This is a genomic window from Streptomyces sp. GESEQ-35, from assembly GCF_017948485.1.
Classification (GTDB): Bacteria; Actinomycetota; Actinomycetes; order Streptomycetales; family Streptomycetaceae; genus Streptomyces.
Window position 1 is genome coordinate 1 of the sequence record NZ_JAFFSX010000013.1, and the last position, 11,679, is coordinate 11,679.

Here is an 11,679-nt window from a genome sequence, read left to right on the forward strand (position 1 = left end):
TTCCCCACCACCCACCCCCTGTACGCCGGTGCACTGCCGCCCCGCCACGACGCCATCCGCGCCACCCTCGACGCCTACGACGTCGTCCTGATCGCCGGCGCGCACGCCTTCACGCCCCACTCCTACAGTCCCGGCCCCGCCCTGCCGCCCGCCCTCACCGTCGTCCACCTCGACACGGACCCGGACGAGATAGGCCGCAACTTCCCTGCGGACGCCGGCCTGGTGGGCGCACTCGGCCCGTCCCTCCACCAACTCGCCGAACTACTGCGGGAACTCATCCCCGCGCACACCGCCAAGGGCCGCATCCTCCGTGCCGGCGAGCGCCACACCGCCGAACGCGACAGCACCGAATCCGCCGCCCACGCCGCCTACTCCGCGTCCCCCCTCGCCCCCTGGGCCGCCGCCCACGCCGTCGCCCGCGGCCTGCCGCCCGATGCCGCGGTCGTCGAAGAGGCCATCACCGTGGGCCTGCTCCTGCGCCGTCTCGTACGACTGGACCGCACCGGCAGCTACACCCACACCGTCGGCGGCGGCCTCGGCTGGGGCATCGGCGCCGCCGTCGGCCGCGCCCTCGCCGAACCCGACCGGCCCGTCGTCGCCGTCCTCGGCGACGGCTCCGCCCTGTTCGGCCTCCAGGGCCTGTGGAGCGCGGCGCGACAGCAGGCCCCGGTCCTGTTCGTGGTGATGAGCAACGGGGCCTATCGCACCGTTCAGGAGACATACACGGCGATGGGCGGAAAGGGAGTCTGCCCCGGTACGGAGCTGGGGCAGCTGGACTTCGTGCGGGCGGCGGACTTCTTCGGGGTGGAGGCGGTGCGGGCCCGGAGTGCGGACCATTTGCGGGAACTGGTGGCGGGGGCGGGGGAGTTGAGGGGGCCGCGACTGGTGGACGTACGCCTCCAGGAGCAGAGCCCGTCCGGCCGTTGAGGAATCTTTCTCACGGCCTCCGACACCTTGTCACCCGCCCCCCTGACCACGACCATCACCCCATGACGGACGGCGCGCTCCCGAAGTCGGTCCTCGCACGCGGGGCCGCACTGCTGCGCGCCTGCGGCGACTCCGACGCCGCCCTGAGCCTCGCCGAGCTGGCACTCCGCACCGGCCTGCCCAAACCCACCGCGTACCGTCTGATCGGCGAACTGGTCCGGCTCGGCCTGGTGGAACGCACGCGCGACGGCAGCTACCGCATCGGCCTGGGCCTGTTCGAGCTGGGCCAGTCCGCGCCGTCCGTGCGCGAACTGCGGGACACCGCGCTGCCGTACCTCGGCGACCTGCACGAGGCGACCCACGAGAACGTCCACCTCGCCGTTCCCGACGGCACCGACACCCTCTTCCTGGAGAAGGTCACCAGCCGCCGCGCGACCCCGATCGTCTCCCGTACCGGAGGCCGGCTGCCCGCCCACTGCACGGCCACCGGCAAGGTGTTCCTCGCCCTGGACCCGCGCCCGCCGCGCGTCGGCCTGCCCCGCCTCACCCCGCGCACCCTGGTCCTGCCCGGTCAGCTCGCCCGGGACCTGGCCCTGACCCGGGCTCGGGGTTACGGCGTCAACCTGGAGGAGGCCGAGATCGGCGTCTCGGCCGTCGCCGCCCCGGTCTACGCCCGCGGCCGCGACTCCTGCCCGGTCGCCGCGATCTCCGTCACCGGCGTCACCCGCCGCCTCGACATGGACCGCGTCGGCGCGAGGGTGTGCGAGGCGGCGAGGGCACTCACGCGGAAGCTGTCGGCTTGACGAGGCACTCAGGCTTTCGTCTGCTGCATCGCCACCGCCAGCGCACGCTCCGTCAGCCGCGCTCCACCCACCTCACCGGTGATCCGCCCGCGCACGAACACCAGGACCCGATCACACACCTCCGTCAGCTCGGCGAGGTCGGTGGAGGCGATCAGCACGGCCGCGCCGCCCGCCGCCAACTCGCCGACGATCCGGTGCATTTCGGCCCGCACGCCGACGTCGACACCCCGGGTCGGATCGTCGAGGACCACGATCGACGGGTCGGTGGCGAGCCATTTCGCGAAGACGACCTTCTGCTGATTGCCTCCGGAGAGCCGGCCCACCACGTCGTACGGCCCACCCCGCAGCCGCAACCGCTCCGTCAACTCGACCGTACGCCGGACCAGTCCGGCCCGCGCCGGGGCGACCCCTCCGCGCCCCAGCGCCAGCCAGCTGACCGCCGTGGTGTTCTCCCACACGGTCCGGTCCACCATCAGCCCGAACCGCTTGCGGTCGCTCGGCACGAAGGCCACCCCCGCCCGCACGGCGGCCCGCAGCGAGTGCGGCAGCCCGCGTCCCCCGATGTCCACCCGCCCCGCGGAGACGGCCGTACGCCCGCACACCACCTCCAACGCGCTGAGATGACCCGCCCCTTGCAGCCCGGCGACCCCGACCACCTCGCCGGCCCGCACCGTGAAGGTCACGTCCGCCAGCTGCCCGGGGACGCTCACGCCGGACAGCACCACCGGCGGCGGCAGATCGACCACGGTCCGCGTCCGGCGTACGGGCTTCTCGGGGCGTCCGCCCAGCATCGCCGTGACCAGCTCCGGTACGTCCACCGCGTCCCGGTCCTCCCCGGCCAGTGCGACCCGCCCGTCCCGCAGTACCGTCACGCGCTGCGCGAAGCGCATCACCTCCTCCAGGAAGTGGGTGACGTACAGGACGGCGATGCCCCGTCCGGTGAGCGTGCGCAGTACCTGTTCGAGGCGGTCGACGGCGGCGGCCGGGAGCGCGGACGTCGGCTCGTCGAGGATCAGCAGCCCGGGCCGGCGCAGCAACGCCCGTGCGATCTCCGTCAACTGCTGGTCCGCAAGGGGGAGTTCACCCAGCAGGGTGGCGGGGTCCAGGTCCAGGCCCAACTCGGCGAGGACGGGCAGCGCGGCCCGGTCCATGGCGCCCCGGTCGAGCAGGCCGAAGCGGCGCGGCGCGTGGCGCGGGAAGAGGTTCTCCCGCACGGTGAGGTCCGGGAACAGGCTCAACTCCTGGGAGACGACGGCGATCCGCGTGCCGGACGCCAGCCGTACCGCGCCTTCGTCCGGGGCCAGCACCCGCGACAGGATCCGCACGAGCGTCGACTTGCCGGCGCCGTTCTCCCCGACCAGCGCGTGCACCTCACCGCCCCGCAGCCTGATCCCGGCCCCGTCCAGCGCCCGTACGCCGCCGTACGACTTGACCAGTCCCTGTGCCACCAGGACATCGCCGTACGTCATCTCAGCGCGCGTCCTTCAGGGGCTTGAGACTGGCCTCCTGGTCGCCGAGGAGCTTGTCGATCGTCGGCTTGTACCAGTCGTGGGCCGCCTCGGCCGACTTCTGCCGGGTGATGATCTCGTCGATGTTGGACGAGTCGACCACCCCGCCGGGGGACAGGAACCAACCCTCGGGCAGCTTCCCGTCGTTCTCGCGCACCGACTCGATCAGCATCGCCGTGGAGAGGTAGCCCTTGAGGAAGTGCTGCGGGTCGATGGTCACGAAGTTCGAGCCGTCCTTGACCGCGTCGAGGGTCTTGGGGTCGACGTCGAAGCCGGCCGTCAGCCAGCTGCCCTTCTTCGACTTCTTGATCTTGGCGAGGTTGTAGCTGTCGGCGTCGCCCACCCCCAGGAAGGCGATCGCGTCGGGGTGTGCGTTGACCTGCGACGACCAGGAGCTGTAGTTCTGCCCCGGATCGCTGTACGTCTGGAAGGGGCCGACGATCTCGACGTTCGGCGCCTCCTTCTTGAACGTGTCGGCGATGCCCTGGGCACGGTTGTCCAGCACCGGCGTCCCGGGGTTGGGCACCCCGATGGCGACCTCGCCCCTCGGGTCGTCGCCCAGCCGCTCGAGCGCCTCCTTCGCCATCAGCTCGCCGAGGGCGTAGTTGTCGTTGCCCACGTAGAAGCCGACCTTGCTGCCGTCGGTGGGCGCGGTGTCCAGGGCGACGACCGGGATGCCCTGGTCGACGGCGCGGGCGGCGGGGCGGGTGAAGATCGGCGGGTCGAGGTTCTCCAGGACGATGCCGTCCTTGGCGCGGGTGGTGAGGTTCTGGAAGAGCTGGACCTCGGCGGGCCCGTCGGTGTTCGGCGGGCCGACCGCCTTGAAGTCGACGTCGCCGGCGTGGCTCGCGGCGCTCTCCGCGCCGAGCACCATCTCATGGGCGAAGTTGAGCGAGATGTTGGCCACCGCGATGCCCATGTTCAGCTCGCCGCTCTTGCTGCTGCCGGAGCCGCTCTCGCCGCAGCCGAAGGAGGCCAGCAGGGCCAGGGCGCCGAGTGCGGCGGACACCGTACGGAATCGGGGGTGCATCACGGCCTCCAAGAATTCTGCGTGCTCGTGCTCATGTGCGCCGCCGTCCCGTGCGGCGCAACGCGCTGTCGGCCGCGACCGCGACGAGGATGACCCCGCCGGTCGCGAACGACGTCCAGTTGATGGGCACTTCGAAGAACACGAGCCCGGCGGCGACGACGGACAGGATCATCGCCCCGGCCACGGCACCCACGACCGAGCCGCGCCCGCCGGCCAGCGGGGTGCCGCCGATGATGCAGGCGGCGATGGCCTGCAACTCGTAGCCCTGGCCCAGGGTCGGATCGCCGGCGCCGTAGAAGGCGAGCGCGAGCGCGGCCGCGCAGGCCGTCGTGAGCCCCGACAGCGCCAGGGCCTGGATACGGGTGCGGACGACCGGGATGCCGCTGAACGCGGCGGCGTCGGGATTGGAGCCGATCGCCCGCACCCGGGCCCCGAAGCGGGTGCGGGTGAGCACCACGGCGAGGATCACGACGACCGCCACCAGCACCCACAGCGCGAACGGCACGCCGCCCGGATCGCCGCCGGCGAAGGTGAAGAACGAGTGGTCCAGCGGCAGGTCGGTGATCTGCTTGCCGTCGGCGAGCGCGAGCCCGACGCCCCTGAAGAGCATCAGCGTGCCCAGCGTCACGATGAACGACGGCAGCCCGAGCAGCGTCGTGACCAGCGCGTTGAACACACCGAGCGCGATCCCGGTGAGCAGCACCAGGGGCACCGCCAGCCAGGGATCCAGGCCCTCGCGCACCAGCAGCGCCCCGATGACCAGGCACATGGCGTAGGTGCCGCCGACCGACAGGTCCACCTCGCGCATGGCCAGCGCGAAGACCATCCCGCACGCCATCAGCGAGATGTAGACCGAGTTGTGGGCCGTCGAGAGCAGGTTGCCGGTGTCGAGGAAGTCCGGATACGGAATCCCGATCCCGGCGACGAGCAGCCCCAGCACGAGCAGCACACCGAGCTCGTCCCGGACCAGCCGGCGCGGCACCGGCCGCCATCTGCGCGCACCGCCGCCCTGTTCGCGGGCGCGCTCGGCGTCGTCCACGGCACGCTCGGTCTCGGTCATCGGGCACGGCTCCCGTACGGCTGGTGCTGGGGGTGACCCCCAGCCATGTCCGAGGGTCGCCCCGCAGCGTCGGCCTCCCGGAGGCGAGCGGCAACCAAGACGTTTCAGCGAGTGAAATGCGCCCTTGCCGAGTCACTGACGCGTCATCACACTTCGCCCCATGGAGACGCGTACCGCCCTGGTGACCGGAGCGGCACAGGGCCTCGGTCAGGAGTTCGCCGTCGCGCTCGCGGGTCGCGGTTACCGCGTCGCGGGCCTGGATCTCGTCCCACAGCCGGTGACCGCCGCAAAGGTCCTGGACTATGTGGAGCTGATCGGCGACGTCACCGACGAGAGCACCATCGAGGAGGGGCTGGAGCGCGTCATCGACCGGTTCGGCACGCTGCACGTCGTGGTCAACAACGCCGGCGTCTATCCGCAGAAACCCTTCGAGGACACCACGGTCGAGGAGTGGCGCCGGATCATGCGCGTCAACCTGGAGGCGCCGTTCCTGGTGACGCGGGCCGCGCTGCCGTACCTGAAGGCCGCGGGCTGGGGGCGGATCGTCAACATCGCCTCGGAGGCCGTGCTCTCCGCGCCGCCGACCATGGTCCCGTACGTCGCCTCGAAGATGGGCCTGATCGGCTTCACGCGCGCGTTGGCATCAGCGCTGGGGCCGTACGACATCACGGTGAACGCGATCGCGCCCGGCATGGTCCGCACCGCCACGGCCGAGCGGACGGTCGGCGCGGACGGCGGCTTCGAGCACATCCGTGCCGGGCAGGCCGTACCGCACACCCAGCAGCCCACCGACCTGGTGTCGACGCTGCTGTACGTGGTGGACGAGGGCAGCGGCTTCCTCACCGGCCAGACGCTGAACGTGTCAGGCGGATCCACCTACCTCTGAGATCCCGTCGAGCCACTCGCGCAGCTCCTCCCTGAGGGAGCGCTGAAAGGTCGTCAGCAGGGCCTGCACCACCAGCGGATGCATGTGCGCCGACAGCGACTTCACATCCTCGGCGGCACGCTCCGCCACGGCGTCGCGCAGCAGCCGCGACAACTCGTGCGCCGCCGCGCGCGAATGCTCGATCAGCGTCGTGCGGGCCGCCATGATCGTCTCCTGGGACAGCGGTACGTCGAGCAGCTCGACGCCGAGCCGCAGCAGACCGGAGTCGACGCGGAACGAGCCGTCCTCACGCGTGACGATGTCCATCGCCACGAGCCGCTCCACGTCCTGATCGCTCAGCGTCCGCCCCGCGTGCCCCTGAAGCTCCTCGCGAGTGACCGTCTCCAGCGCCTCCGGGGCCCAGGACGCCACCACGGCACGGTGGATGGCGAGGTCGTGGGCGCTCAGGTCCGGTGGCAGCTGCCGCAGATAGCGTTCGATCGCGGCGAGGGTCATGCCCTGTCTCTGGAGTTCCTCGATCAGCGCCAGGCGCGCGAGATGCTCCTGCTGGTAATGACCGACCCGGCGCGGACCGATCACCGGCGGCGGCAGCAGACCCTTGGTGCCGTAGAACCGGACCGTGCGGACCGTGACGCCCGCCCGCGCGGCCAGCTCGTCGATCGTGAGGGTCGGCTCCCCCGTGTCGATGGGTTCGGTCGTCATGTGCAGCAGTATCGCTGTCTCACCAACACTGTGAAACCTCCGGGAGTGCCTCTGATGACCATGTGAGAACCAACGCTCTGTGACATGAGCCACCGCATGAGGCGCGATCACCGTGGGAAGGTGCTGCCTTGGTCCGTACCGCGTCAAGGCGGTTACGGGCCACACCTTTGTCAGGACCCCGGGCTCACCCCCGCCCGGGCGCACCAGAGAGTGGTACCACCTGTGAGCAAGGACGCCGTGGACACGGCACAGGTCGCCTTCCATCCCGAGGCGACCCGGACGCCCGCGGACGCGGGCGACGCCGGCTACAGCAAGGACCTCAAGGCCCGCCACGTCAACATGATCGCCATCGGCGGCGCGATCGGCACCGGACTCTTCCTGGGCGCCGGCGGCCGTCTGCACAACGCGGGCCCCGCCCTCGCGATCGCCTACCTCGTCTGCGGCGTCTTCGCCTTCTTCGTGGTCCGCGCCCTCGGCGAGCTGGTCCTGTACCGCCCCTCCTCCGGTTCCTTCGTGTCGTACGCGCGCGAGTTCCTCGGCGAGAAGGGTGCGTACGTCGCCGGCTGGATGTACTTCCTGAACTGGTCGACGACCGGTATCGCCGACATCACCGCGATCGCGCTCTACACCCACTACTGGAGCCTCTTCACCGACATCCCGCAGTGGGTGCTCGCCCTGATCGCCCTGGCGGTGGTCCTGGCGGTGAACCTGATCTCGGTGAAGATCTTCGGCGAGATGGAGTTCTGGTTCGCGATCATCAAGGTCGCCACGCTCGTCGGCTTCATGTTCATCGGCATCTTCCTGCTGGCCACGCGGCACGAGGTGGGCGGCCAGACGCCCGGCCTCTCCGTGATCACGGACAACGGCGGCGTCCTCCCGCACGGCATGATGCCCGTCGTCCTCGTCATGCAGGGCGTGATCTTCGCGTACGCCGCCCTGGAGCTGGTCGGCGTCGCCGCGGGCGAGACCGCCGAGCCGGAGAAGGTCGTCCCGCGCGCGGTGAACTCGATCATGTGGCGGGTGGGCCTGTTCTACGTTGGCTCGGTCGTCCTCCTGGCTCTTCTCCTCCCCGGCTCGGTGTACTCCGCCGACGAGAGCCCCTTCGTCACGGTCCTGTCGAAGATCGGCGTCCCCGCGGCGGGCGACGTGATGAACCTGGTGGTCCTGACGGCGGCGATGTCCTCGCTGAACTCCGGCCTGTACTCGACGGGCCGCATCCTGCGCTCCATGGCGATGGCGGGCTCGGCCCCGAAGTTCACGGCCCGTATGAACCGCAGCCAGGTCCCGTACGGCGGCATCCTCCTGACCTGCGCCGTGTGCGTCCTCGGCGTCGGCCTGAACTACCTCATGCCGAGCCAGGCCTTCGAGATCGTGCTGAACGTCGCCTCCCTCGGCATCATCAGCACCTGGGTGATCATCATGATCTGCCACCTGGCCTTCGTCCGCCGCGCCAGGGCGGGCCTGCTTGCCCGGCCCTCCTTCCGCCTGCCCGGCAGCCCGGTCACCGAGATCACCACGATCGCCTTCCTCCTCGCCGTCCTCGCCCTGATGTGGAACGACCCCGAGGTGGGCCGCAAGACCCTCCTGCTCATCCCGCTGATCGCAGCGATGCTGGTCGCAGGCTGGTACGCGATCCGCCGCCGAGCGGCGAGTAAATAACATACGGTCAGGCCCGCGCCCCATAGGGGCGCGGGGAACTGCGCGACCAGCCACACTCAACCCGCAGATACCCACTGCCGGAGGGCCTACGGCGACACACTCGGTGGGTAAGGGAGCGTCATGGACCTCATTCCCGTGGAAATCGGCCCATTGAACCCCCAGGTTCAGGAGCTGGCGGTCGGACTGGTGCTGTTCGCGGTCTGCTACCTCTGCATCGTCCCGCTGCTCCGCCGCGCCCGCCGCACCATCGAGGCACGTGAACAGGCAACGGACGGAGTCGCCAAGCACGCCGAACAGGTCCGCGCCCTCGCGGAGGAGAAGCGCAACGAGGCGCGGGCCCTGCTCGCCAAGGCCCGCCACGACGCCGCACGCACCCGCCAGCAAGCGGAGGCGCACGGCGCGGCGCTCATCGCCGAGGCCCGCGCCGACGGCATGCGCGAACGGGACGCACTCCTCGCCCGCGCCACCACCCGCATCGAGGCGGACCGAGCCACCGCGGAGGCCGAACTCCGCACGCACATCCCGGAGTTGGCCGCGGAGCTGGCGAGCCGAGTGCTGGGCGAGCCGGTCAGTCCCGGGACGCGAACGCCCGCAGCAGACACTCGGTGAGCCGCGCCGCGATGGTCCCGTCGGGATCGAGGCGTGGGTTGAAGATCGCGACGTCGAGGCCCACCGCCGGGCCGGCGAGGGCAAGGCCGAGCACCGTCTCCAGCTCCTCCCAGGACAGCCCGCCCGCGAGCCGGTAGTCCACGGCGGGCATGACCGCGTCCGCCAGCACATCGACGTCGAGATGCACCCAGTACCCGGCGGACCCACCGCCTGCGAGGAGATCCACCGCACGCCGTGCCGCCTCGGCCGCGCCCAGCTCCCGCACCGCGTCGAGATCCATGGCGTGCAGTTCGTCCGGCAGTGGCTGCATCCCGAACACCGAGGCCTCCGCCTGGTCCCGGAAACCGAGGGCGACGGCGTCCGCGTCCCGCACCAGCGGCCCGCGCCCCTCCAGATCGGCCAGGACGGCGGGCCCGCGCCCGGTGGCCAGGGCCAGCTCCATGGAGGCCACCTCACCGACCGGTTCCGCCTCCGGCTGGTAGAAGTCGGTGTGACCGTCCAGGAACAGCAGCCCGTGCCGTCCCCGGCGGCGCAGCGCCAGCAGATTGCCGAGCAGCACGCTGCAGTCGCCGCCCAGCACCACCGGGAACCGGCCGCCGTCGAGGACACCGCCCACCACGTCGGCCAGCCGTACGGAGTAGTCGGCGATCCCCGCCGGATTGAGGACCCCGCTCCCCGGATCCCGCTCGGGGTCGTAGGGGCCCGGTTCGACCCTGCCCGCCCGCACCGCACCGAGGCCGTCGGCCAGACCGGCGTCGAGCAGTGCCCCGGGCAGCTCCTCGACGCCGGTCGGCCGCAGCCCCAGCACGGACGGTGCCTCGATGATCGCGACGTCCCGCACTGATGACTCCCTCGTCAGGCGGCGCCGGCCGGTCCACGCGTCCGGCGCGTGGGCCCACCGTAAACCGCGGGAGGGCGCCGAGCGCGTCAGTGCCCGTGTCGCGGGGCGTCCTGTGCCGCGTCACGGTGCTGATGCACGTCGTTCGTCGCGGCGATCTTCTTCCACGACTTCGGCCGCACCACAGCCGTCGAGGCCTTCGCAATGGACGCGGACCGTGCCGCGGGTGTGCTCGGCTTGGACGGTTGGTACAGCCAGGTGTCGAAGAGCGCGGCCAGTGGCTTGCCCGACACCTGTTCGGCGTAAGCCCGGATGTCGGCGACCGACGCGTTGCCGTACGCGTACTTCTGCGGCCAGCCCTTGAGGACGGCGAAGAACGCCTCGTCCCCGATCTCGTTGCGCAGCGCCTGGAGCGCCAGCGCGCCCCGGTCGTACACCGCGAGGTGGAACTGGTTCTCCGGCCCCGGGTCGCCCGGCTTCACGGTCCAGAACGGATCGTCGGCCGGATGCGACGCGTACACATAGTCGGCGATCTCCTGCGCCGTGCCCTCGTCCTCGTGCTCGGACCACAGCCACTGCGCGTACCGGGCGAAGCCCTCGTTGATCCAGATGTCCTTCCAGCCGGCCACGGACACCAGGTCGCCGTACCACTGGTGGGCCAGCTCGTGGACGACCACGGAGGTGTTCGACCCGTTCGCGAACTGCCGCGGGCTGTAGAAGGGCCGGGTCTGCGTCTCCAGCGCGTACCCGGTGTCGGTGTTCGGCACGTACCCGCCGAGCGCGTTGTACGGATACGGTCCGAAGTACTCCGTCAGCCAGTCGGCGATCTCCCCGGTCCGCTCGACGCTCGCGCGCGCCGCGCCGGCGTTGGCGCCCAGATCCTTGCTGTAGGCGTTGATGACCGGAATACCGCTCTCGGTCGTCCCCGTCGTGACGTCGAACTTCCCGACGGCGAGCGTGGCGAGGTAGGTCGCCTGCGGCTTGTCGGAGCGCCAGTTGTAGCGGGTCCAGCCTGCCCGTGAACTCGTCGACTGGAGCGTGCCGTTCGAAATGGCCTGGCTACCGTCGGGCACGGCCACCGACACGTCGTAGGTGGCCTTGTCGAGCGGGTGGTCGTTGCTCGGGAACCACCACCAGGCCGCCTCGGGCTCGTTCGCGCCCACTCCGCCGTCCGGCGTGCGGTGCCAGCTGGTGAAGCCGTACGCCTGCTTCGACGACGGCACTCCGCTGTACCGCACGACGACCGTGACCGGGGTGCCCTTGGGGAGGGGCTTCTTCGGCGTGATCTCCAGCTCGTGCTCGCCGGACGTCGCGAACGACGCCTTGGCGCCGTTCACCCGCACCTCGCTGACGTCCAGCAGGAAGTCCAGGTTGAACCGGGACAGGTCCTGCGTGGTCCGGGCCAGCAGGGTCGCCGTGCCCGACAGCCCGTCCGTGGCCGGCTGGTACGTCAGCCGCAGGTCGTAGTGGGAGACGTCGTATCCGCCGTTGCCGTAGGCCGGGTAGTAGGGGTCGCCGATGCCCGGGGTGCCGGGGGAGACGCTCGCGGCCGATGCCGGGATCGCCAGCAGCAGGGACGCCGCGGCGAGCGAGCCCGGCGCGATGAGTCTGCGGTGCACGAAAGCTCCAAGTCGTAGGGGACCGAAGTCTGTTCGGA

The 11,679-nt window shown here is 71.0% G+C and carries 11 protein-coding genes; 5 read left to right on the forward strand and 6 right to left on the reverse strand.

Features of this window, described 5'->3' with window-relative positions; genetic code table 11:
* Together KCH87_RS24630 and KCH87_RS24635 are read left to right on the forward strand one after the other, a co-directional pair.
* On the forward strand, window positions 1-927 hold a 927-nt coding region (locus tag KCH87_RS24630; RefSeq protein ID WP_247196756.1), incomplete at its 5' end, for a thiamine pyrophosphate-dependent enzyme.
* Window positions 928-989: 62 nt separating this feature from the next.
* Window positions 990-1,730 (forward strand): IclR family transcriptional regulator, encoded by a 741-nt coding sequence (locus KCH87_RS24635; protein WP_210588411.1) that lies wholly within the window; start codon window positions 990-992, stop codon window positions 1,728-1,730.
* Window positions 1,731-1,738: 8 nt separating this feature from the next.
* Here the strand turns inward: KCH87_RS24635 and KCH87_RS24640 are convergent, their stop codons facing one another.
* From KCH87_RS24640 to KCH87_RS24650, 3 genes are read right to left on the reverse strand one after another with little or no spacing between them, the layout of a single operon-like run.
* Complete coding sequence (locus tag KCH87_RS24640) at window positions 1,739-3,199, reverse strand: sugar ABC transporter ATP-binding protein (RefSeq protein ID WP_210588412.1); 1,461 nt, start codon at window positions 3,197-3,199, stop codon at window positions 1,739-1,741.
* Between the two features lies 1 nt (window position 3,200).
* Window positions 3,201-4,268: a sugar ABC transporter substrate-binding protein gene (locus tag KCH87_RS24645; protein WP_210588413.1), complete on the reverse strand. Its 1,068-nt coding sequence runs from the start codon at window positions 4,266-4,268 to the stop codon at window positions 3,201-3,203.
* A 31-nt stretch (window positions 4,269-4,299) separates the two neighbouring features.
* Window positions 4,300-5,328, reverse strand: coding sequence for an ABC transporter permease (locus tag KCH87_RS24650; RefSeq protein WP_210588414.1), 1,029 nt, complete (start codon window positions 5,326-5,328; stop codon window positions 4,300-4,302).
* 160 nt (window positions 5,329-5,488) lie between these two features.
* On the opposite strand from KCH87_RS24650, the gene KCH87_RS24655 reads away from it, so the two are divergent.
* On the forward strand, window positions 5,489-6,214 hold the full coding sequence (locus KCH87_RS24655; RefSeq protein ID WP_210588415.1) for an SDR family NAD(P)-dependent oxidoreductase: 726 nt from the start codon (window positions 5,489-5,491) through the stop codon (window positions 6,212-6,214).
* Here the strand turns inward: KCH87_RS24655 and KCH87_RS24660 are convergent.
* Window positions 6,191-6,916: a MerR family transcriptional regulator gene (locus KCH87_RS24660; RefSeq protein WP_210588416.1), complete on the reverse strand. Its 726-nt coding sequence runs from the start codon at window positions 6,914-6,916 to the stop codon at window positions 6,191-6,193. The two genes, KCH87_RS24655 and KCH87_RS24660, sit on opposite strands and share 24 nt — an antisense overlap.
* A 222-nt stretch (window positions 6,917-7,138) precedes the next feature.
* Here KCH87_RS24660 and KCH87_RS24665 point away from each other — a divergent pair, with 222 nt between their 5' ends.
* Window positions 7,139-8,575 carry an amino acid permease gene (locus KCH87_RS24665; RefSeq protein WP_210588417.1) on the forward strand — a complete coding sequence of 479 codons (1,437 nt, stop codon included), beginning with the start codon at window positions 7,139-7,141 and terminating at the stop codon, window positions 8,573-8,575.
* 120 nt (window positions 8,576-8,695) lie between these two features.
* A complete protein-coding gene (locus KCH87_RS24670) occupies window positions 8,696-9,184 on the forward strand; it encodes a hypothetical protein (RefSeq protein ID WP_210588418.1) in 489 nt (162 codons plus the stop codon).
* On the opposite strand, the gene KCH87_RS24675 is transcribed toward KCH87_RS24670, so the two are convergent.
* Both KCH87_RS24675 and KCH87_RS24680 read right to left on the reverse strand, forming a co-directional pair.
* Entirely contained in the window at window positions 9,144-10,025 is an 882-nt protein-coding gene (locus tag KCH87_RS24675) for an arginase family protein (RefSeq protein WP_210588419.1), read from the reverse strand. The genes KCH87_RS24670 and KCH87_RS24675 overlap by 41 nt on opposite strands.
* A gap of 86 nt (window positions 10,026-10,111) precedes the next feature.
* Window positions 10,112-11,641: a M1 family metallopeptidase gene (locus KCH87_RS24680; protein WP_210588420.1), complete on the reverse strand. Its 1,530-nt coding sequence runs from the start codon at window positions 11,639-11,641 to the stop codon at window positions 10,112-10,114.
* Window positions 11,642-11,679: the final 38 nt, after the last annotated feature.

What these genes read in the sequence shown, in the direction of transcription:
- KCH87_RS24635 (WP_210588411.1), top strand. Translation starts at nt 990, where the DNA reads ATGACGGACGGCGCGCTCCCGAAGTCGGTCCTCGCACGCGGGGCCGCA.
- KCH87_RS24640 (WP_210588412.1), bottom strand. Translation starts at nt 3,199, where the DNA reads ATGACGTACGGCGATGTCCTGGTGGCACAGGGACTGGTCAAGTCGTAC.
- KCH87_RS24645 (WP_210588413.1), bottom strand. Translation starts at nt 4,268, where the DNA reads ATGCACCCCCGATTCCGTACGGTGTCCGCCGCACTCGGCGCCCTGGCC.
- KCH87_RS24650 (WP_210588414.1), bottom strand. Translation starts at nt 5,328, where the DNA reads ATGACCGAGACCGAGCGTGCCGTGGACGACGCCGAGCGCGCCCGCGAA.
- KCH87_RS24655 (WP_210588415.1), top strand. Translation starts at nt 5,489, where the DNA reads ATGGAGACGCGTACCGCCCTGGTGACCGGAGCGGCACAGGGCCTCGGT.
- KCH87_RS24660 (WP_210588416.1), bottom strand. Translation starts at nt 6,916, where the DNA reads ATGACGACCGAACCCATCGACACGGGGGAGCCGACCCTCACGATCGAC.
- KCH87_RS24670 (WP_210588418.1), top strand. Translation starts at nt 8,696, where the DNA reads ATGGACCTCATTCCCGTGGAAATCGGCCCATTGAACCCCCAGGTTCAG.